The following is a 20,588-nucleotide window of genomic DNA, read 5'->3' on the forward strand; positions in this document are numbered from 1 at the left end:
ATGCGCGTTCTGGTAATCGAAGACGAGGTGAAGACGGCCGACTACCTGCATCGGGGGCTGACCGAACAGGGTTACGCGGTCGACCGCTCGGGAGATGGCATCGAAGGGCTGCACCTGGCACTCGAGCACGAGTTCGCCGTGATCATTCTCGATGTGATGCTGCCGGGGTTGGACGGGTTCGCCGTACTGCGCAGCCTGCGAGCCCGCAAGCAGACGCCGGTGATCATGCTGAGCGCTCGCGAGCGCGTGGAAGATCGGGTCCGTGGGCTGCGAGAAGGGGCTGACGACTACCTGGGAAAGCCCTTCTCTTTCCTTGAGTTGGTGGCACGGCTGCAGGCGTTGACGCGCAGGGGCGGCGGGCATGAGCCGGTGCAGATCACCGTCGCTGACCTCTGGGTTGATCTGATCAGCCGCAAGGCGACCCGCGCCGACACACGGCTCGATCTCACCGCGAAGGAGTTTTCGCTGCTCAGCGTGCTGGCGCGACAGCATGGCCAGATCCTCTCCAAGACCGCCATTGCCGAGATGGTCTGGGACATCAATTTCGACAGCGATGCGAACGTGGTGGAGGTCGCCATCAAGCGGCTGCGCGCCAAACTCGACGGCCCGTTCGAACACAAGCTGCTGCACACGATCCGGGGCATGGGCTATGTGCTGGAAGACCGCCGTGCCTACTGATTCAATCGCGCTGCGGCTGAGCGGGTTGTTCACGCTGGTGGCGGCAGTGATCTTCCTGCTGATCGGCTGGACGCTCTATCACCAGGTGGACAAAGGACTGGGTCTGCTTCCCGAGGCCGAACTCGAAGCGCGCTATAGCGTACTCGAGGCGCCGCTGAATCGGTTCGGAACGCCCGAGCATTGGGTGAAGATGCGCGACAAGCTCACGCTACTGAGCGAAGAGGACAGCCGCATCCGATTCTGGGTGGTCAGTGAGGACCCGAGCTTCGAGTTCGGCGAACCGAGTAACCAGCTCCGGCGTTTTGCCAGGGGCGCTCAAGGCATTCACGACCTGACGCTCGAAGGCGAACGCTACCCGACCAAGGTGTTGCTGCACGAATTGCCCGCGAAAGACGAGCGGCCGGCGGTCAGGTTTCTCATCGGCATCGATACCGAAGCCTTCTGGCAAACGCAGCGGCATCTGCTGGTCGTGCTCGTCGGGTTGGCCATCGCCGGTATCCTGCTGGCAGCAACGCTGGGCTATTGGGTCGCGCGCATCGGCCTCAAGCCTTTGATCAGGTTGTCCGAGGAAGCGTTGAAGCTGACGCCGCCACGGCTTTCCGGCCGGCTGCAGCTTTCCGCACTGCCGCCAGAGCTGAAGCAGTTCGCCACGGCGTTCAACGCCACACTCGAGCGGGTTGAAAAGGCCTACGAACGGCTCGAATCCTTCAACGCCGATGTGGCTCACGAACTGCGTTCACCTCTGACCAACCTCATTGGGCAGACCCAGGTGGCCCTGACCAGAGGTCGCTCGGCCGAGGACTATTTCGAGGTTCTGCAATCGAACCTCGAGGAGCTTGAGCGGCTACGCTCGATCATCATCGACATGCTGTTTCTGGCGTGTGCCGACCAGGGCAGCAAGGCAACGGCCCTGGTGACCGTCTCGCTGGCCGACGAGGTCGCGACCACCCTTGATTATCTGGATTTCATCCTTGATGAGGCTGCGGTCAAGGTCGAGGTCACCGGCGACGCTCTGGTGCAGATCGACAAATCCCACATGCGCCGCGCCCTGATCAACCTGATCAACAATGCGGTTCAGCACACCCCGGCGGGGCAGACCGTACAGATCGTCATCACGCAGCAGAACGAGTGGGTCGACATCGGTATTGGCAACCCTGGGGAGCCGATCGCTGAAGAGCATCTGCCCCGTCTGTTCGAACGGTTTTTCAGGATTGACCCATCGCGAAGCAATAGCGGCGCGAACCATGGGCTGGGCTTGGCGATCGTCAAGGCCATTGCGCTCATGCATGGCGGTGACGTCTACGTCCGCAGTGTCGATGGCTTCAATACCTTTGGTTTGAAGCTGCCGGTGCGGGTGACTGACGAGCCTTTCCCTGTTCACCCAAGCGCCCAGCCGACTGGTGTTGATATCCGCACGTCGCTGGCCCCGCAGCATCGCTAGTCGCGTTTCGTGGAAGACCTCTGCGCTACGCCGCCAGGAATGTTGTACGGAATCTATTTGACCCAAGAGAGGAGAGCAGAGATGGCACGTCTGACCGCAAAAGATTTCTCACCGCAGTTGCTTGAACTGTACGACTACTACGCCCACGGCAAGATCAGCCGGCGCGACTTCCTCGAGCGAGCAGGCGCGTTCACGGCCGTTTGTGGGCTGTCAGCGACCGGCATCCTGTCGGCGTTGAGTCCCAATTACGCATTGGCCCATCAGGTGGATTTCACCGATCCGGACATCGTCCCCGAATACATCACCTATCCTTCGCCGAATGGGCACGGCAGCGTACGCGGCTACCTGGTTCGCCCGGCCAAGGCCGAGGGCAAGTTGCCTGCAGTGGTCGTGGCGCATGAAAACCGTGGGCTGAATCCCTACATCGAGGACGTTGCCCGCCGGGTCGCGAAAGCGGGCTTCATTGCGCTCGCGCCGGACGGCCTGAGTTCAGTGGGTGGCTACCCGGGCAACGACGACAAGGGCCGCGAGCTGCAGCAGACCGTCGATCCCGAAAAACTCATGAACGATTTTTTCGCCGCTATTGAATGGTTGATGAGCCACGAGATGACGACCGGAAAGGTGGGTATTACCGGCTTCTGCTACGGCGGCGGCGTAGCCAATGCGGCCGCGGTGGCCTTCCCCGAACTGGCGGCTGCGGTCCCGTTCTATGGCCGCCACGCCGACGCGAAGGATGTCGCGAAAATCCAGGCGCCATTGCTGCTTCACTTCGGTGAGCTCGATACCCGGATCAACGAAGGCTGGCCTGAATACGAACGCGCGCTGAAGGCTGCAGGAAAAACATACGAGGCGTACATCTACCCGGACGCCAACCACGGGTTTCACAACGATTCGACACCTCGCTATGACGAAGAGGCCGCAAAGCTGGCATGGGACCGCACGATCGCCTGGTTCAACCGGTATCTGACGTGACCGTTGCGCTGGATGGGCGCTTCTAGGATCGATCACCAGGCCAAGGGAGGCGCTCGAGGTCGGACAGCTACATAACGACCAGATACTAAAAAGCCGGCTTGTGGCCGGCTTTTCTTCAGTGCCTCGGCTTACTTCTGATAAGCCTCGGCAGCTTTGATGATGGCGGCGCGGGCGGCGTCAGCGCCTTCCCAGCCTTCGACCTTGACCCACTTGCCCTTCTCGAGATCCTTGTAGTTCTCGAAGAAGTGCTTGATCTGCTCGATCAGCAGCGGCGGCAGGTCGGTGTATTCCTTCACGTCCTTGTACAGCTGGGTCAGCTTGTCGTGTGGGACGGCGATCAGCTTGGCGTCACCGCCGGCTTCGTCGGTCATGTTCAGCACGCCGACCGGGCGGCAGCGGATGACCGAACCCGGCGCAACCGGATAGGGCGTCACGACCAGTACGTCGAGCGGGTCGCCGTCATCGGCCAGGGTGTGCGGAATGAAACCGTAGTTGGCCGGGTAGAACATCGGGGTAGCCATGAAGCGGTCGACGAACAGGCAATCGGTGTCGTGATCGATTTCGTACTTGATCGGCGCGTGGTTGGCCGGGATTTCGATGGCGACGTAGATGTCGTTTGGCAGGTCTTTGCCGGCCGGGACTTTGCTGTAGCTCATGAACATTGCTCCGTGGTCGGCCGAGGCGGCCTGGGGCGAAAAAAGTGGGCGCGATTATAGGCGCACTGTCGGGCGCTTTGCCATGCCGGGGACGTGGCCATTGCCGGCTGCCGCAACGCGCGCATTCGACGGTCCTGGGTTAGTGAGGTTCCGCATACTGCGGGTCGCTTTCCTGCAAGTGGCGTAGGCGCGCCAGCGGGTCCTGACGGTAGAAGGCCGCCAGCTGTTCATAGACCTGGGGGAGAGCCGGCTGCAACACATCCGGTGCGCTGAAAAAGTATTCGCTGGTCACCGCGAAGAACTCGGCAGGATTTTCGGCGGCGTAGGGGTCGATCGGCGTCTCGGCGTCTGGGTCGGCATCCAACTGTGCGTTGAGCGTGTCGTACGCAGCCTGCATGACGCTGGCCCAGCGGTCGATACGCATGTCGCGATGCAGCGGCGGCAGGCCGTTGGCGTCACCGTTGAGCATGTCGAGCTTGTGCGCCAGCTCGTGGATGACCAGGTTGTAGCCCTCCCAGCCGCCGCTCTCCCGGATACCGGGCAGGGCCATGATGACCGGCCCTTGCAGCCAGGCCTCGCCGCTGTGTTCGGCGTCCCACTCATGCTCGATGCCGGCGGCGTCGCGATGCTTTTGCGGGCTGAGAAAGTCGTCGGGGTAGATAACGATTTCGTGAAAGCCCTGATACCAATCCAGCGCGGGCAGATGAAGTAACGGCAGCTGCGCCTGGGCGGCGAGGCGCAGGCGATCGGCTAAATCCAGCTCTACGCCGGGCAATGCAGTAAGGCGCTTGGCATGCAGGAACAGAAGGCTGCGCTCGCGCAGGCGTTCGGTCTCGTCCGTGCTCAGCCCGTCGAGCATCGGCAGGCTGTCCAGCACGCTTTGCCAGAGCTCAGGTTCGATGGCGAGACGGGCGAGGATGCGCTTGCGGCGCCAGTCGCGGAACGACCACATGGAGGAGCTTCCAGCCGGGAGGGCGTCAACCTTAAAGGGGCGTGATCATGGCCGGCAAGCTCGGGCATCGGTTTAACCAAGCAAGAAGTTACCGGTTTTTAGCGAACCACCATCGAGGCTGAGCATTTCCGCTTCGTCCTTGAGGCTCACGCCAGAGAGCTTCCGGCGGCAGGCCTCACGCATCAAGTGGATCAGGCGGTGCGCGGCGAGGTTGTAGCTCAGGCCTTCCAGGCGGATGTTGGAGATGCAGTTGCGGTCGGCATCGGTGCGGCCGACTTTCGGGTCGTAGGTGAAGTACAGGCCGAGGCTGTCCGGAGAACTCAGACCGGGGCGTTCACCAACGAGCATGACCACCATTTTCGCCTTGAGACGCTCACCCACCTCGTCGCCGAGCGCGACGCGGCCCTGCTGCACCAGGCTGATCGGCGCCAGGCTCCAGCCATCCTTTTCGATCTGCTCTTCGATACGTTGGAGCAGCGGCAGGGCGTGGCGCTGCACCGCCAACGCGGAAAGGCCATCGGCGATCACGATAGCCAGGTCATAGCCCGCCTGATGTTGCTGCGCGTGGTCACTCAGCCGTTGGGCCGATTCTTCATCCAACTGGCGGCCCAGGTCGGGGCGTTGAAGATAAGTGTGGCGATCCGGGGCGGCGCTGTGCAGCTGCAGGCAGCGATAACCGCGCTGCTCTAGTTGCGAAGCCAGGTCATGGGTATCGAGCGAGAGGTGCACGGCGTCGCGGGCCTGGGCATGGGCGAATTGGAAATCCAGCTGGGCCTCGGTGGGCAGGCTGGCGCCGGCGCGACCCAGGGCAATGCGCGCGGGGGTGAGCTGGCGCAGGTGATTCCAGGGGTTGGTGATGGTGGTGGGCTTGTCAGGCATGGGCGCCTCCGAGGTAGGCGAACTCAGTTCGCGCTCACAGCTTTTTGATCGCCAGCAAGCTGGCTCCTACGAGACACAGGCCGTGCAGCACCTGTAGGTGCAGGGGGACGCCAGGGCTCAAAGGCGTCATGCCATGCGCTCCAATGCCCGGCGAAAGGCGGGCGGGAGTTGCTCGCCCAGCTGCAATCGTCCGCCGTCCTGGTGCAGGATTTCCATCTTCGCCAGCCACGCCTCGAATTCCGGCGCGGGGCGCAGGCCCATGCTCTGACGCAGATAGAGGGCATCGTGAAAGGAGGTGGTCTGGTAGTTGAGCATCACGTCGTCCGAGCCTGGAATGCCCATGATGAAGTTGATGCCGGCAGTGCCCAGCAGCGTCAGCAGCATGTCCATGTCGTCCTGATCGGCTTCGGCGTGGTTGGTGTAGCAGATGTCGCAACCCATGGGCACGCCAAGCAGCTTGCCGCAGAAGTGATCTTCCAACCCTGCGCGCATGATCTGCTTGCCGTTGTAGAGGTACTCCGGGCCGATGAAGCCGACCACGGTGTTCACCAGTAGGGGTTTGAATTTACGGGCCACGGCATAGGCGCGCGCTTCGCAGGTTTGCTGATCGACGCCGTGATGGGCGTTGGCCGAAAGCGCGCTTCCCTGGCCGGTCTCGAAATACATGAGGTTGTCGCCGAGTGTGCCGCGCTTCTGCGACAGGCCGGCCTCGTAACCTTCCTGCAGCGTTGCCAGGCTGATGCCGAAGCTGGCGTTGGCCGCCTCGGTGCCGGCGATGGACTGGAACACCAGGTCCAGCGGCGCGCCGCGGTTGATCGCCTCGATGGAGGTGGTGACATGGGTGAGGATGCAACCCTGGGTCGGGATCTCGTAGCGGCTGATCACGGCGTCGAGCATCTTCAGCAGCTCGCAGATGCCGGCGGTGCTGTCGGTGGCCGGGTTGATGCCGATCACCGCGTCGCCGTTGCCGTAGAGCAGGCCGTCGAGAATGCTCGCGGCGATGCCGGCGCCGTCGTCGGTGGGATGGTTCGGCTGCAGCCGGGTGGACATGCGTCCGGCCAGGCCGATGCTGTTGCGAAAGCGGGTGACGACGCGGACCTTCTGCGCGACCAGGATCAGGTCCTGCACGCGCATGATCTTCGACACCGCGGCGACCATTTCCGGCGTCAGCCCCGGTGCGAGGGCTTTCAGCGACGACTCGTCCGCCTCCTCGCCGAGCAGCCAGTTGCGGAAATCGCCCACGGTCAGGTGGCTGATCGGCGCGAAGGCGGCGGCGTCATGGCTGTCGATGATCAGCCGGGTGACTTCATCGCTTTCGTAGGGGATCAGTGCTTCTTCGAGAAAACGCCTGAGCGGCACATCGGCCAGGCACATCTGCGCCGCCACTCGCTCGGCGTCGCTGCCCGCCGCGACCCCGGCGAGCAGGTCGCCGGAGCGCGCCGGGCTGGCCTTGGCCATCACCTCGCGCAGATCGTCGAAGCGCCAGGTGGTGCCGCCCACGCTGTGCGAGTACGTCATGGCTGCTCTCCCTACTTGAGTGTCGCCTCGGCCTGCTCGATCGCCGCGAACTCTTCTTCCGGCGTACCGGCCACCAGGTGGTGCCGACTGTAGATCGCGAAATAGGCGATGAAGATCCCGTAGATGATCGCGGCGCCGATCACCACCCGCGGGTCGACCAGGAAGCCTGCGATGACCGCGATGCAGGCCAGTACCAGCGCCACGCCCGAGGTGACGATGCCACCGGGTGTCCTGTACGGGCGATGCAGATCCGGCCGGCGCAGGCGCAGCACGATGTGCGAGGCCATCATCAACACGTAGGAAATGGTCGCGCCGAACACCGCGACGAGGATCAGCAGGTCGCCCTGGCCGGTCAGCGACAGCAGGAAGCCGATCACACCGGGGATTACCAGGGCCAGCACCGGCGCCTTGTTCTTGTTGGTCAGCGAGAGGTTGCGCGGCAGGTAGCCGGCCCGCGACAGGGCAAAGATCTGCCGCGAGTAGGCGAAGATGATCGAGAAGAAGCTGGCAATCAGCCCGGCCAGGCCGACCAGGTTGACGAAGCCGCTCATCCAGGTGGACGAACCGTAGGCCGTGGTCAGCGCTTCCACCAGCGGGTTGCCGGATGCCACCAGGGTGCTGGAGCCGGCGCCGCCTGGGCCGACCAGGAGGATCAGCCCGGCGAAGGCGACCAGAATCAGCATGGCGCCGATCAGCCCGCGGGGCATGTCGCGCTGCGGGTTCTTGGTTTCCTCGGCGGCCAGCGGCACGCCTTCTACAGCAAGGAAGAACCAGATCGCGTAGGGGATCGCCGCCCAGATGCCGACATAGCCGTAGGGCAGGAAGTTGCTGGCGCCGGCAGCGGTGGTCGGCGCGATATCGAGCAACTTGTCGACCGAGAAGTGCGGCACCATGGCGACGATGAACACCGCCAGGGCCAGGGCGGCGACGGCGGTGATGATGAACATCAGCTTCAGCGCCTCGCCGACGCCGAAGATATGGATGCCGATGAAGACGATGTAGAAGGCCAGATAGATCATCCAGCCGCCGATGCCGAACAGCGACTCGCAATAGGCGCCGATGAACACGGCGATCGCCGCTGGCGCGATGGCGTATTCGATGAGGATCGCCGTGCCGGTGAGAAAGCCGCCCAATGGGCCGAAGGCGGTGCGGGCAAAACCGTAGCCGCCGCCCGCGGTCGGGACCATCGAGGACAGCTCGGCCAGCGAGAAACACATGCACAGGTACATGGTCGCCATCAGCAGTGTGGCGATGAACAGCCCACCCCAACCGCCCTGGGCGAGGCCGAAGTTCCAGCCGGCATAGTCGCCGGAGATCACATAGGCGACGCCGAGGCCGACCAGCAGCACCCAGCCGGCGGCGCCTTTCTTCAGTTCGCGTTCCTGGAAATAGGTACTGCCAACTGCTTCGAAATCGATGGCGTGGGTTGGGGGTGTCGCACTGCTGTGTTCGAGAGCCATGGGAATCATCCTCTGATGGGTTCGGGTACGGCAGGGTCTTTAAAGCAAGCGCTGTGCCTTCGACTTCATTGCGGGGCGTGGGGGGCATTCAGGGGTGCAAAGACGGCCCCGGGGCGCACCAGCCCGACGCCAGTTGGCGCGGGCGGGCACCCTTTCGGCGCGCGTGGTTTACCTCGCTAGAAGAAGCCCAGCGGATTGATGTCGTAGCTCACCAGCAGGTTCTTGGTCTGCTGATAGCTGTCGAGGATCATCTTGTGCGTCTCGCGACCGACGCCCGACTTCTTGTATCCACCGAACGCCGCGTGCGCCGGGTAGAGGTGGTAGCAATTGGTCCAGACACGACCGGCCTTGATCGCCCGGCCCATGCGGTAGGCGCGGTTGATGTCGCGGGTCCAGACGCCGGCGCCGAGGCCGTACTCGGTGTCGTTGGCGATGGCGAGCGCCTCGGCCTCGTCCTTGAAGGTGGTGACGCCGATCACCGGGCCGAAGATCTCCTCCTGGAACACGCGCATCCTGTTGGTGCCCTTGAGCAGGGTTGGCTGGATGTAATAGCCGGTGGCAAGCGAGCCTTCGAGTTTCTCCGCTGCGCCGCCGGTGAGCACCTCCGCGCCTTCGCCCTTGGCGATTTCCAGGTAGGACATGATCTTGTCGAACTGCTGCTGGCTGGCCTGGGCGCCGACCATGGTGTCGGTATCCAGCGGATCGCCGCGCTTGATCTGAGCGACCTTCTTCATCACCGCTTCCATGAAGGGCGCGTAGATCGACTCCTGCACCAGCGCTCGTGACGGGCAGGTGCACACTTCGCCCTGGTTGAAGAAGCCCAGTACCAGCCCTTCGGCAGCCTTCTCGATGAAGGCCGGCTCGGCCTGCATGATGTCTTCGAAGTAGATGTTCGGGCTCTTGCCGCCCAGCTCGACGGTGCTCGGGATAATGCTTTCGGCGGCGCGCTTCATGATGTGCGAGCCCACCGGGGTGGAGCCGGTGAAGGCGATCTTGGCGATGCGCTTGCTGGAAGCCAGCGCTTCGCCGGCCTCGCGTCCGTAGCCGTGCACCACGTTGAGCACGCCCGGCGGCAGCAGGTCGCCAATGCATTCGAGCAGCACGTTGATGCCCAGCGGGGTCTGCTCGGCGGGCTTCAATACCACGCAGTTGCCGGCAGCCAGTGCCGGGGCGAGCTTCCAGGCGGCCATCAGGATCGGGAAATTCCACGGGATGATCTGCCCGACCACGCCCAGCGGCTCGTGGAAGTGGTAAGCCGCGGTGTGCTCGTCGATTTCCGCGCTGGTGCCTTCCTGGGCGCGGATGCAACCGGCGAAGTAGCGGAAGTGGTCGGCGGCGAGCGGAATGTCGGCGTTCAGCGTCTCGCGCACGGCCTTGCCGTTGTCCCAGGTCTCGGTGATGGCGAGCATCTCCAGGTTCTGCTCGATGCGGTCGGCGATCTGCAACAGGATCAGCGAACGCGCCTGCACGCTGGTTTTGCCCCAGGCATCGGCGGCGGCATGGGCGGCGTCCAGGGCCTTCTCGATGTCGGCGGCGTCGGAGCGCGGAAACTCGGCGATGGGCTGACCGTTGACCGGGGAAAGGTTGGTGAAGTACTGACCGCCGGCCGGCTCGACGAACTGGCCGTTGATGTAGTTGCCGTAGCGGGATTTGAAGGAAACGACAGCGCCTTCGCTGCCGGGATGGGCGTAACGCATGATGAGTCTCCGGTCTTGTAATTGTGATGACTGCTGTCTTTCAGCGTAGAACAGGCTCCGTTCGTCGGCAGGCGAGGCGACGTGCGGTGCGACCGCCCCGCAGCGGACCCTGTGCTAATCTGCGCCGCAGTTTTCCAGCGTCGAATGTGCGGCCATGCCGTCTGGCGCGGCGTCTTTCAGAGGTCATCAATGCATATCCATATTCTCGGCATCTGCGGCACCTTCATGGGTTCGCTCGCGGTGTTGGCCAAGGAACTCGGCCATCGCGTCACCGGCTCAGATGCCAACGTCTATCCGCCGATGAGCACCCAGCTCGAGGCTCAGGGTATCGAGCTGATGCAGGGCTACGAGCCGGCGCATCTGGAGCCGGCACCCGATCTGGTGGTCGTGGGCAATGCCATGTCGCGTGGCAACCCGGCAGTGGAATACGTGCTGAACAAGGGGCTGCCCTATGTCTCCGGCCCGCAATGGCTGGCCGATCACGTGCTGCAGGGTCGCTGGGTACTGGCGGCGGCCGGCACCCATGGCAAGACCACCACCAGCAGCATGCTGGCCTGGGTGCTGGAACATGCCGGCATGAGCCCGGGATTCCTCATCGGTGGCGTGCCGCAGAACTTCGGCATTTCCGCGCGCCTGGGCGGTACGCCGTTCTTCGTGGTGGAGGCCGACGAGTACGACAGCGCCTTCTTCGACAAGCGCAGCAAATTCGTCCACTACCGCCCGCGCACCGCGATCCTGAATAATCTGGAGTTCGATCACGCGGATATCTTCCCGGATCTAGCCGCCATCGAGCGGCAGTTCCATCACTTGGTGCGCACCGTGCCAGGCGAGGGGCTGATCATCCATCCCGAGTCGGAAACGGCGCTCAAGCGCGTCATCGGCATGGGCTGCTGGACGCCGGTGCAGACCACCGGCGAGGGTGGCCAGTGGCAGGCGAAGCTGCTCAGCGCCGACGGCTCGCGCTTCGAAGTGATCTTCGACGGCGAGGTGCAGGGCGTGGTGGAGTGGGAGCTGACCGGCCGGCACAACGTCAACAATGCACTGGCGACGCTGGCGGCGGCACGGCATGTCGGCGTGCTGCCGAAGCAGGGCGCCGAGGCGCTGAGCGAGTTCCGTAGCGTCAAGCGGCGCATGGAGAAGGTCGCCGAGGTCAATGGCGTAACCATCTATGACGACTTCGCCCATCACCCGACCGCCATCGCCACCACCCTCGACGGCCTGCGCAAGCGCGTCGGCGATACGCCGATCATCGCGGTGGTCGAGCCGCGTTCGAACTCGATGAAGCTCGGCGCGCACCGCGAGGGCCTGGCCGAGTCGGTGGCGCTGGCCGATCAGGCGATCTGGTACGCACCGGCCAACCTTGGCTGGGATCTCGCCGCGACCGTCGCCGGCTCGCCGGTGCCGACCACGGTCTGCGATTCGCTGGAGGCGATCATTGCCAAAGTGAAAGCCGATGCCGTGCCGGGCACGCAGGTGGTGGTGATGAGCAATGGCGGTTTCGGTGGGTTGCACGGCCAATTGGCCGCCGCACTGGCGTAGGGTGGAAAACGCCGAAGGCTTTTCCATGCGTAAGGTTACGGCCGAAGCGCCAACACCATGTAACGGTGGAAAACGCTTCGCGGTTTTCCACCCTACGAGATTGGGATAGGGCGAATTTGCTTCCAACGCGTCGCGAGCGAAGCTTGGGCAAGGCGAAACCTTGCGAGAAGGCGGAGCTTGCTGGTGCAAGTGAGCATTTCGAGTAAGGTTTCAACGCGGCATAAGCAAGCGCAGCAGCTTTGGGAGCAAATTCATGAGCGGACCGGAACGCATCACCCTGGCCATGACCGGCGCTTCTGGCGCCCAATATGGCCTGCGCCTGCTCGACTGCCTGATACAGGAAGACCGCGAGGTGCACTTTCTGATCTCCAAGGCAGCACAGCTGGTGATGTCCACCGAGACCGACGTGGTGCTGCCGGCCAAGCCGCAGGCCATGCAGGCGTTCCTGTCCGAATACACCGGCGCGGCGGCGGGGCAGATCCGCGTGTTCGCCAAGGAAGACTGGATGGCGCCGCCCGCGTCCGGCTCCGGCGCGCCGACAGCGATGGTGGTGGTGCCATGTTCGACCGGCACCCTGTCGGCCATCGCCACCGGGGCCTGCAACAACCTGATCGAGCGTGCCGCGGACGTCGCCTTGAAAGAGCGCCGTCAACTGATCCTGGTGCCACGTGAAGCGCCGTATTCGAGCATCCATCTGGAGAACATGCTCAAGCTGTCCAACCTCGGCGTGATCATCCTGCCGGCGTCGCCCGGCTTCTATCATCAGCCGCAGACCATCGATGACCTGGTCGACTTCGTCGTCGCGCGTATCCTCAACCTGCTCAACATCCCGCAGGACATGCTGCCGCGTTGGGGTGAGCACCATATCGTCACGGATGATTGAGGGTGGCGAGAGCAAGCCCTATGACTGCAAGGGTGGACGCTTTATGAAACGACCCGTCATACGGCTTTGCTCAGCGCTGCTCTTTGTTCTGCTGCTGTCCGGGTGCGCCACGGTGCGTACCCTCGACGCCGCCAAACCCGGCGCGCCCATCATCTACTCCGGTACTCGGCTGGACTGGTACAGCCTCAACGGCGGTTGTTGCCCACGGGACCGATTCGGTGCCGAGGCGCCCCGGTATGCGGCGCTCGATCTTCCGGCCAGCGCCTTGCTCGATACGCTCTTGCTGCCGCTCTCGCTCGCCACGGTGCTCGGGCTGGGCCTGAATGTTCAGGGCGGTTTGTAGCGTCAGTCCGCGGGGCTCGTTCAGCTCGGCTCGCGAGCCGCATGTTGCGCCAATGCCCACTCGACGTGCTCGCGTACTAGTTCAGACGGATCGTCGCGGCGGGCCCGCAGTGCTTCAAGCACGGGGATGCTGGAAGGCGCGTTACCTAGGCCGACGGCCAGGTTGCGCAGCCAGTTCAGATACCCGGTACGCCGCAGTGGCGAGCCTTCGGTGCGGCTGAGGAACTCGTCCTCGCTCCAGCGAAACAGCGTAGCCAGCTCGGCGTTGTCCAGGCTGTGGCGGGGCTGGAAATCGCTCTGCTCGGTGGGGCGCGCGAACCGGTTCCAGGGGCAGACGATCTGGCAGTCATCGCAGCCGAAGACGCGGTTTCCGATCTTCGAGCGGAGCTCCTCTGGGATTGGGCCCTTCAGCTCGATGGTCAGGTAGGAAATGCAGCGTCGCGCATCCAGAACGCGCTCTCCGATAAAGGCTTCGGTCGGGCAGATGTCCAGGCAGGCATGGCAGCTGCCGCAATGGTCGCGTGCGGTGGGCTCGTCGACCGGCAGTTCGAAGTCGACGAAGAGCTCGCCGAGAAAGAACCAGCTACCTGCCTTGCGGTTCAGCACGAGTGTGTTCTTGCCGATCCAGCCGAGCCCGGCCTGCTGCGCCACTGCCTTTTCCAGTACCGGTGCGCTGTCGACGAAGGCGCGATAGCCAAACGGGCCGATGACCTGTTGGATACGCTCGGCCAACTGCTGCAGGCGTTTTCGAATCAGCTTGTGGTAATCCCGCCCCAACGCATAGCGCGACACATAGGCCTGCTCTGGCCTTGCCAACTGCTCGGCCATCCGCGTATCGCCAGGCAGGTAATCCATGCGCAGCGAGATGACGCGCAGGGTGCCCGGGACCAGCTCGTCGGGGTGGGAACGTTTGCTGCCGTGCGCAGCCATATAGTCCATCTCACCGTGGTAGCCCGCTGCCAACCAGCGGTCGAGATGGGCTTCATGCTCACCGAGCTCGACGCCGGTTATGCCGACCTGTTGGAAGCCGAGTTCGCGACCCCAGGCCTTGATGGTATCGGCGAGAACGGTAGGGTCGAGGGAGGTGCTGGTCATGAGGCAAGACTTGGCGAGAGGCGATGATGCGGTGGGCTGGCGCGATCGTGTCACGCCAGGGGCGGGCTGCCGGGTGGATGCGTATAATTCTGCCAGATATTCCCCCGGGTGATTCATGTCCCAGACCGCCGCTGCTTTGCCTAATGCTCTTTACCGTGCCGCTCAGGTACGTGACCTCGACGCTCGCCTGATCGCTGCCGGCACCTCCGGTTACGAACTAATGCAACGCGCCGCGCATGCTGCCTGGCGCGTCTTGCGCCGGCGTTGGCCAGAGGAACGGCCAATCAGCGTGCTGGCCGGCCGTGGCAACAATGCCGGTGACGGTTACCTCATCGCACTCCTTGCGCAACGTGCCGGCCGTCGTGTCACCGTATTCGCCGTCGGTGATCCGCAGCAGCTTCAAGGCGATGCCGCCACCGCCTGGCAGGACGCACTCAAGGCTGGCGTGCTCGTCCAGCCTTGGCGGCCAGATGCACTGGTAGAGGGCATCATTGTCGACGCTCTGCTGGGAACAGGCTTATCCGGTGACGTGCGCGAACCCTATGCCGGCGCCATTTCCAGCATTAACGCCAGCGGTTTGCCGGTCCTGGCCGTGGACATGCCGTCCGGGCTGTGTGCCGACACCGGTAGGGCGCTAGGCCACGCCGTGCGCGCCGACCTGACGGTGACCTTCATCGGTCTCAAGCTCGGGCTGTTTACCGGGCAGGCGCCTGATCTTGTGGGTGAGCTGGTGTTCGACGACCTGCAAGCCGATGTCGCGTTGGTACAAACGTGCGAGCCGGCCGCGCGCCGACTCTGCCCAGATAGCCTTCCGAGGCTCGCGGCACGGCCCGCAACGGCGCACAAAGGTCGCTATGGGCAGGTTCTGGTAATTGGCGGTGATCTCGGAACGGGCGGGGCGGCGCTGCTCAGTGCAGAGGCCGCGCTGCGTTGCGGCGCTGGGATGGTCAGCCTGGCGACCCGGCCTGAACATGTTACGGCCGCCCTGGTACGTCGTCCTGAGATCATGTGCAGCGGAGTCGAGTCGACCTATGCGCTGACGGCGCTCACGCAGCGTGCCGACGTACTGGTCGTTGGGCCGGGACTTGGCCAGGCGCCTTGGGGACGCAGCCTGCTGTCGCTGGCGCCAGACTGCGGGAAGCCACAGGTCTGGGATGCCGATGCGCTGAACCTGCTGGCTAACGGTGTGGTCGACGCGCCTGCGGATTGCCTGTTGACCCCGCACCCCGGCGAGGCCGCGCGCTTGCTCGGCAGCAGTGTCGCCGAGGTCGAGGCCGATCGGCCCGGCGCGGCGCGTGCATTGGCCGAGCGCTACCGTTGTGCGGTCGTCCTCAAGGGTGCCGGCACGCTGGTTGCTGCCCGTGACGGCCGCCTCGCGCTCTGTGATCGAGGCCACCCGGCCATGGCAAGCGCCGGGCTTGGGGATGTCCTGGCGGGTGTCGCGGCGGCGCTGATGGCACAGGGGCTCGCGCCTTTCGAGGCGGGTTGTCTGGCCGTCTGGCTGCACGCATCGGCAGGTGAGCGTCAGGGACGTACAGGACGCGGGCTGGCAGCGGCTGACCTGATAGACACCATCCGCCAGTTGCTCGAGGAGCATTCGCCATGCAGAACTTGACCCTCTACGCCGCCGACGAAGCGGCGATGCTGGCGCTGGGCGCTCGTATCGCGAGCGCGACGGCAGGGCGCGGCGTTATCTACCTGCACGGTGATCTGGGTGCAGGCAAGACGACGCTGTCGCGCGGGTTGATCCAGGGTTTAGGCCACCAGGGCAACGTCAAGAGCCCGACCTTTACCTTGGTCGAACCGTACGAGTTGGCTGGCGTACGCGTGTTCCACTTCGATCTTTATCGTCTGGCCGATCCGGAAGAGCTGGAGTTTCTCGGGATCCGCGATTATTTCGAGGGTGACGCGCTATGTCTGGTGGAATGGCCGGAGCGTGGAGCAGGCATTTTGCCAAAGGCCGACCTGGACATTACCATTACGCCGCAAGGGACCGGGCGTGCGCTGAGCCTGACGCCGCGGGGCGCGCGGGGCGACGGCTGGTGTTCCATCCTGACCGACGGCAATCAATGAACATCATGAGGTTGGGTATGCGCATACGCGCGCTGGCAAGTGGTTTGGCATTCATGCTCGCGGCCGTGCAGGTCTTCGCCGCGTCCGACGTACAGAGCGTGCGTCTATGGCGGGCGCCGGACAACACCCGCCTGGTCTTTGATCTGTCGGGCCCGGTCGAGCACAAGGTGTTCACGCTGACCGCGCCGGATCGCATCGTGATCGATGTCGATGGCGGCGAGTTACCCAAGCCGTTCGATCAGTTGCCTCTGCAGAACACACCCATTTCGGGCTTGCGCGCAGCCAAGTACGACGCCGACACGCTGCGTGTGGTGATTGACCTGTCGACCCAGGTGTCGCCCAAGAGCTTCACGCTTCCACCGAATCAGCAGTATGGCCACCGCCTCGTCGTGGATCTGTTCGATGATCCCGCCGATGCGGCCAGCAGCACCGCCAGCGTGCCGGCGACGACGACTCCGGGCAAGCCGGCCGCGCCCGTGTCTCCAGCGCTGCCGTCGGTCACGCTGCCGGCAGTGCCAGGCGGCAAGCGCGACATTGTGATCGCCATCGATGCCGGGCATGGCGGAGAGGATCCGGGCGCCATCGGGCCGGGCAAGGTGTATGAGAAAACGGTTGTACTCTCCATCGCCAAGGAGCTGCAGCGGCAGATAAATGCCGACAAGGGCTTCCGTGCCGAGCTCGTCCGCACCGGCGATTACTTCATTCCGCTGCGCAAACGTACCGAGATTGCACGTAAGAAAGGCGCTGACTTGTTCGTCTCCATCCACGCCGATGCCGCACCGCGCTCGGCTGCTTATGGGGCATCGGTGTTCGCCCTGTCGGACCGCGGCGCTACGTCCGAAACGGCGCGTTGGCTAGCCGATAGCGAAAACCGCTCCGACCTCATCGGCGGAGCCGGCAACGTCACCCTCGGCGACAAGGACCAAATGCTCGCCGGCGTGTTACTGGACCTGTCGATGACGGCTTCGCTCTCGTCCAGCCTGAATGTGGGGCAGAAGGTCCTGAGCAATATGGGGCGCATCACGCCGCTGCACAAACGGCGAGTCGAACAGGCGGGCTTCATGGTGCTCAAGTCGCCGGACATTCCGTCGATCCTGGTCGAGACGGGGTTCATCTCTAACCCTTCCGAGGCGCGCAAGCTGCAGACCGCCTCGCATCAACAGTCGCTGGCGCGTTCGATTCACAGCGGTGTGCGGCAATTCTTCCATGAGAACCCACCGCCAGGCACCTATGTCGCCTGGCTGCGTGATTCCGGCAAGATTGCTGCCGGGCCGCGCGAGCACGTCGTGCGATCCGGTGAGAGCCTGGCACTGCTGGCCGAGCGTTATCAGGTCACCTTGCCACAGCTGCGTGACGCCAATAGCCTCAAGAGCGACGTGATCAAGGTCGGGCAGACGCTGAATATTCCCGCAACGACCTTGGCTGCGCAGCCATGATCGGAGCGGCACGCATCCAGCTGCTCAGTCCGCGGCTGGCCAACCAGATCGCGGCGGGCGAGGTGGTCGAACGCCCTGCATCGGTGATCAAGGAGCTGCTCGAGAACAGTCTGGATTCGGGCGCGACGCGCATTGAAGTCGAGGTCGAGCAAGGCGGCGTCAAGCTGTTGCGGGTGCGCGATGATGGCTGCGGCATCCCGGCGGACGATTTGCCGTTGGCGCTTGCCCGCCACGCGACCAGCAAGATCCGTGACCTGGAAGACCTGGAGCGTGTCGTCAGCCTGGGCTTTCGGGGTGAGGCGCTCGCCTCCATCAGCTCGGTATCAAGGCTGACGCTCACCTCGCGCACGGCCGATGCGAGCGAGGCCTGGCAGGTGGAAACCGAAGGCCGGGACATGCAGGCGCGCGTCCAGCCGGCAGCCCATCCGGTGGGCACCTCGGTGGAAGTGCGTGACCTGTTCTTCAACACACCGGCGCGGCGCAAGTTCCTGCGAACCGAGAAGACCGAATTCGATCATCTCCAGGAAGTGATCAAGCGGCTGGCCCTGGCCCGATTCGACGTCGCCTTCCACTTGCGTCACAACGGCAAGCCCGTGCTGGCGCTGCACCAGGCGCCGGATGCGCCCTCGCGTGCCCGACGCGTGGCGTCGGTCTGTGGGCCTGCGTTTCTTGAGCAGGCGATGCCGGTGGAGATCGAGCGCAACGGCCTGCATCTTTGGGGGTGGGTCGGTCTGCCAACCTATTCGCGCAGTCAGGCGGACCTGCAGTATTTCTATGTCAACGGCCGCATGGTGCGCGACAAGCTGGTTGCGCACGCCGTGCGACAGGCTTACCGGGACGTTCTGTTCAACGGCCGGCACCCGACCTTCGTGCTGTTCCTCGATGTCGACCCCGGCGTGGTGGATGTCAATGTCCATCCGACCAAGCACGAGGTCCGGTTCCGCGATAACCGTATGGTTCATGACTTCCTCTACGGCACGCTGCATCGCGCATTGGCTGATGTTCGCCCTGAGGATCAGATGGCGCCTGTGACGGCGGCTCCGACACCCGTGGCCAGCGGGCTGGCGGCGGGTGAGTTCGCTGGCCAGAACGAAATGAGCCTCGCCGCTAGCGTGCTGGAGTCTCCCAAGGCACCCGAGCCAGCCTGGCGTGGACCAGGGGCGGGTTACCAAGCGCCACGTCCGCTTCCAACCGGCACTGTCGCCGAAGCGCAAGGCGCCTACCGCGAATTCTTTTCGCCGCTGCCAGCTTCCGCGGTTCCTTCGGCCTTGCCGGAAGCCCAGGATGATGTGCCACCGCTGGGCTACGCGCTCGCCCAGCTCAAAGGGGTCTACATTCTGTCTGAAAACGCCCATGGCCTGGTCTTGGTCGATATGCATGCGGCGCATGAGCGGATCATGTACGAGCGTCTGAAAACGGCGATGGCCAGTGAGGGTCTGCGTGGCCAGCCGTTGCTGGTGCCTGAGTCCATTGCGGTCAGTCAGCGCGAGGCCGATTGCGCGGAAGAGCACGCGAACTGGTTCCAGCGGCTAGGCTTCGAACTTCAGCGGCTCGGTCCCGAGAGCCTTGCGATCCGCCAGGTGCCGTCCTTGCTGAAGCAGGCCGAGGCCACCCGGCTCGTCCAGGACGTGCTGGCCGACTTGCTCGAGTATGGCACCAGCGACCGTATTCAGGCGCATCTCAACGAGCTGCTCGGCACCATGGCCTGCCACGGTGCAGTTCGGGCGAATCGACGCCTTACCGTGCCAGAGATGAACGGATTGCTGCGAGACATGGAGCAGACCGAGCGCAGCGGCCAGTGCAACCATGGGCGCCCGACCTGGACGCAGATGGGCATGACTGACCTGGACAAGCTCTTCCTGCGCGGCCGCTAGCCTGCGCTCTATTCGCCCGCCATGGGCAGTTGCCTTCTTGCGAGTCGATGATGCCCCCATTACCGCCAGCGATTTTTCTCATGGGTCCGACCGCGGCGGGAAAGACCGACTTGGCCATCGAGCTTGCGCAGGCCTTGCCCTGCGAGCTGATTAGCGTCGACTCGGCGCTTGTTTACCGCGGCATGGATATCGGTACGGCCAAGCCTTCGACCGCGCTACTCGAAGCGTTCCCGCACCGCCTCATCGATATCCGCGACCCGGCTCAAAGCTATTCGGCGGCTGACTTTGTCAGCGATGCGCGTGCATCGATGGCCCAGATCTCTGCCGCGGGTCGGATTCCACTGCTGGTCGGGGGGACCATGCTTTACTTTCGCGCCTTGCTCGATGGTCTGGCGGACATGCCGCCAGCCGATGCGCAGGTGCGTGCGGAGCTGGAAGCGCAGGCGCAGAAAGTCGGCCTGGCTGCGCTGCACCGCGAGCTCGCTGAGGTCGATCCCGAGTCGGCATCAAGGATTCATCCGAACGATCCGCAGCGGCTGGTGCGAGCTCTTGAGGTCTACCGTGTCAGCGGGCTGAGCATGACCGAGCATCGCCTCCGACAGCGCGAGCAAAAAGCCGGGGCAGGCGAGCCAGAGCGCTCCGTCTTGCCTTATACTGTCGCGCAGTTGTCAATCGCGCCGGCGCAACGGCAGGTCTTGCATCATCGAATCGAGCAGCGCTTCGTGCAGATGGTTGAACAGGGCTTTGTCGAAGAGGTCGAATCACTTCGTAGGCGCCGCGATCTGAATCCCGAATTGCCTTCGATGCGTGCCGTCGGGTATCGGCAGGTCTGGAGTTATCTGGACGGCGCTTGCTCGAGGGACGAAATGCTGCAAAAGGGCGTGGCTGCTACGCGCCAGTTGGCCAAGCGCCAGCTGACCTGGTTGCGGGGGTGGGATGGGATTCACCGGTTGGAAACGTCGGCACGCGACAATCTGCCGCGCGCATTGAAATACTTGGATTCGCTCTCCATATTGAGCTGACACTGCAATTTGACCGGCTATCCTCAGATTGGATCGCTGTGTTTGATTCTAAAAACTAATGAAAAAGATCC

The 20,588-nt window shown here is 63.9% G+C and carries 17 protein-coding genes and 1 pseudogene; 11 read left to right on the forward strand and 7 right to left on the reverse strand.

The window, feature by feature from the left end; all coding sequences use genetic code 11:
* The 3 genes and pseudogenes from KXR72_RS18355 to yghX all read left to right on the forward strand — a co-directional run bounded on the left by KXR72_RS18355 (position 1) and on the right by yghX (position 3,091).
* Complete coding sequence (locus KXR72_RS18355; RefSeq protein WP_437422542.1) at positions 1 to 678, forward strand: heavy metal response regulator transcription factor; 678 nt, start codon at positions 1 to 3, stop codon at positions 676 to 678.
* Positions 668 to 2,029, forward strand: a pseudogene (locus KXR72_RS18360) (heavy metal sensor histidine kinase); the annotation flags it as partial. The gene KXR72_RS18355 and the pseudogene KXR72_RS18360, both read left to right, overlap by 11 nt.
* Before the next feature lie 171 nt (positions 2,030 to 2,200).
* On the forward strand, positions 2,201 to 3,091 hold the full coding sequence (gene yghX, locus KXR72_RS18365) for a YghX family hydrolase (RefSeq protein ID WP_437422543.1): 891 nt from the start codon (positions 2,201 to 2,203) through the stop codon (positions 3,089 to 3,091).
* A 128-nt stretch (positions 3,092 to 3,219) separates the two neighbouring features.
* Here yghX and ppa read toward each other — a convergent pair whose 3' ends face one another.
* The 6 genes from ppa to exaC all read right to left on the reverse strand — a co-directional run bounded on the left by ppa (position 3,220) and on the right by exaC (position 10,253).
* The gene (gene ppa, locus KXR72_RS18370) at positions 3,220 to 3,747 is read right to left on the reverse strand and encodes an inorganic diphosphatase (RefSeq protein WP_003290517.1); all 528 of its coding nucleotides are present in this window, start codon (positions 3,745 to 3,747) and stop codon (positions 3,220 to 3,222) included.
* Positions 3,748 to 3,886: 139 nt separating this feature from the next.
* On the reverse strand, positions 3,887 to 4,699 hold the full coding sequence (locus KXR72_RS18375; RefSeq protein WP_437422544.1) for a zinc-dependent peptidase: 813 nt from the start codon (positions 4,697 to 4,699) through the stop codon (positions 3,887 to 3,889).
* A gap of 72 nt (positions 4,700 to 4,771) precedes the next feature.
* Positions 4,772 to 5,578, reverse strand: coding sequence for an ethanolamine ammonia-lyase subunit EutC (eutC, locus tag KXR72_RS18380; RefSeq protein ID WP_437422545.1), 807 nt, complete (start codon positions 5,576 to 5,578; stop codon positions 4,772 to 4,774).
* A gap of 126 nt (positions 5,579 to 5,704) precedes the next feature.
* Positions 5,705 to 7,096 (reverse strand): ethanolamine ammonia-lyase subunit EutB, encoded by a 1,392-nt coding sequence (locus tag KXR72_RS18385; protein WP_437422546.1) that lies wholly within the window; start codon positions 7,094 to 7,096, stop codon positions 5,705 to 5,707.
* 11 nt (positions 7,097 to 7,107) lie between these two features.
* Positions 7,108 to 8,556 (reverse strand): ethanolamine permease, encoded by a 1,449-nt coding sequence (gene eat / locus KXR72_RS18390; RefSeq protein WP_437422547.1) that lies wholly within the window; start codon positions 8,554 to 8,556, stop codon positions 7,108 to 7,110.
* Between the two features lie 176 nt (positions 8,557 to 8,732).
* Positions 8,733 to 10,253 (reverse strand): acetaldehyde dehydrogenase ExaC, encoded by a 1,521-nt coding sequence (exaC, locus tag KXR72_RS18395; protein WP_437422548.1) that lies wholly within the window; start codon positions 10,251 to 10,253, stop codon positions 8,733 to 8,735.
* Between the two features lie 189 nt (positions 10,254 to 10,442).
* Here exaC and mpl point away from each other — a divergent pair, with 189 nt between their 5' ends.
* The 3 genes from mpl (at position 10,443) to KXR72_RS18410 (ending at position 13,018) form a co-directional block, all read left to right on the forward strand.
* Complete coding sequence (mpl, locus tag KXR72_RS18400) at positions 10,443 to 11,792, forward strand: UDP-N-acetylmuramate:L-alanyl-gamma-D-glutamyl-meso-diaminopimelate ligase (RefSeq protein ID WP_437422549.1); 1,350 nt, start codon at positions 10,443 to 10,445, stop codon at positions 11,790 to 11,792.
* Between the two features lie 253 nt (positions 11,793 to 12,045).
* Positions 12,046 to 12,675 (forward strand): flavin prenyltransferase UbiX, encoded by a 630-nt coding sequence (gene ubiX, locus KXR72_RS18405; protein WP_437422550.1) that lies wholly within the window; start codon positions 12,046 to 12,048, stop codon positions 12,673 to 12,675.
* 43 nt (positions 12,676 to 12,718) lie between these two features.
* A complete protein-coding gene (locus tag KXR72_RS18410) occupies positions 12,719 to 13,018 on the forward strand; it encodes a YceK/YidQ family lipoprotein (protein ID WP_437422551.1) in 300 nt (99 codons plus the stop codon).
* 20 nt (positions 13,019 to 13,038) lie between these two features.
* Here KXR72_RS18410 and queG read toward each other — a convergent pair whose 3' ends face one another.
* Positions 13,039 to 14,112, reverse strand: coding sequence for a tRNA epoxyqueuosine(34) reductase QueG (gene queG, locus KXR72_RS18415; protein WP_437422552.1), 1,074 nt, complete (start codon positions 14,110 to 14,112; stop codon positions 13,039 to 13,041).
* Between the two features lie 115 nt (positions 14,113 to 14,227).
* On the opposite strand from queG, the gene KXR72_RS18420 reads away from it, so the two are divergent.
* From KXR72_RS18420 to miaA, 5 genes are read left to right on the forward strand one after another with little or no spacing between them, the layout of a single operon-like run.
* Positions 14,228 to 15,727, forward strand: a complete 1,500-nt coding sequence (locus KXR72_RS18420) for an NAD(P)H-hydrate dehydratase (RefSeq protein ID WP_437422553.1) — start codon at positions 14,228 to 14,230, stop codon at positions 15,725 to 15,727.
* Positions 15,715 to 16,185, forward strand: coding sequence for a tRNA (adenosine(37)-N6)-threonylcarbamoyltransferase complex ATPase subunit type 1 TsaE (tsaE, locus tag KXR72_RS18425; protein WP_437422554.1), 471 nt, complete (start codon positions 15,715 to 15,717; stop codon positions 16,183 to 16,185). The genes KXR72_RS18420 and tsaE overlap by 13 nt, the downstream gene beginning before the upstream one ends.
* 17 nt (positions 16,186 to 16,202) lie before the next feature.
* A complete protein-coding gene (locus tag KXR72_RS18430) occupies positions 16,203 to 17,621 on the forward strand; it encodes an N-acetylmuramoyl-L-alanine amidase (RefSeq protein WP_437422555.1) in 1,419 nt (472 codons plus the stop codon).
* Positions 17,618 to 19,495, forward strand: a complete 1,878-nt coding sequence (gene mutL / locus KXR72_RS18435) for a DNA mismatch repair endonuclease MutL (protein WP_437422556.1) — start codon at positions 17,618 to 17,620, stop codon at positions 19,493 to 19,495. The genes KXR72_RS18430 and mutL overlap by 4 nt, the downstream gene beginning before the upstream one ends.
* 50 nt (positions 19,496 to 19,545) lie before the next feature.
* Positions 19,546 to 20,517 (forward strand): tRNA (adenosine(37)-N6)-dimethylallyltransferase MiaA, encoded by a 972-nt coding sequence (gene miaA, locus KXR72_RS18440; RefSeq protein ID WP_437422557.1) that lies wholly within the window; start codon positions 19,546 to 19,548, stop codon positions 20,515 to 20,517.
* Positions 20,518 to 20,588: the final 71 nt, after the last annotated feature.

Origin of the sequence: Stutzerimonas chloritidismutans, from assembly GCF_051486945.1 — a bacterium.
GTDB lineage: Bacteria > Pseudomonadota > Gammaproteobacteria > Pseudomonadales > Pseudomonadaceae > Stutzerimonas > Stutzerimonas chloritidismutans_B.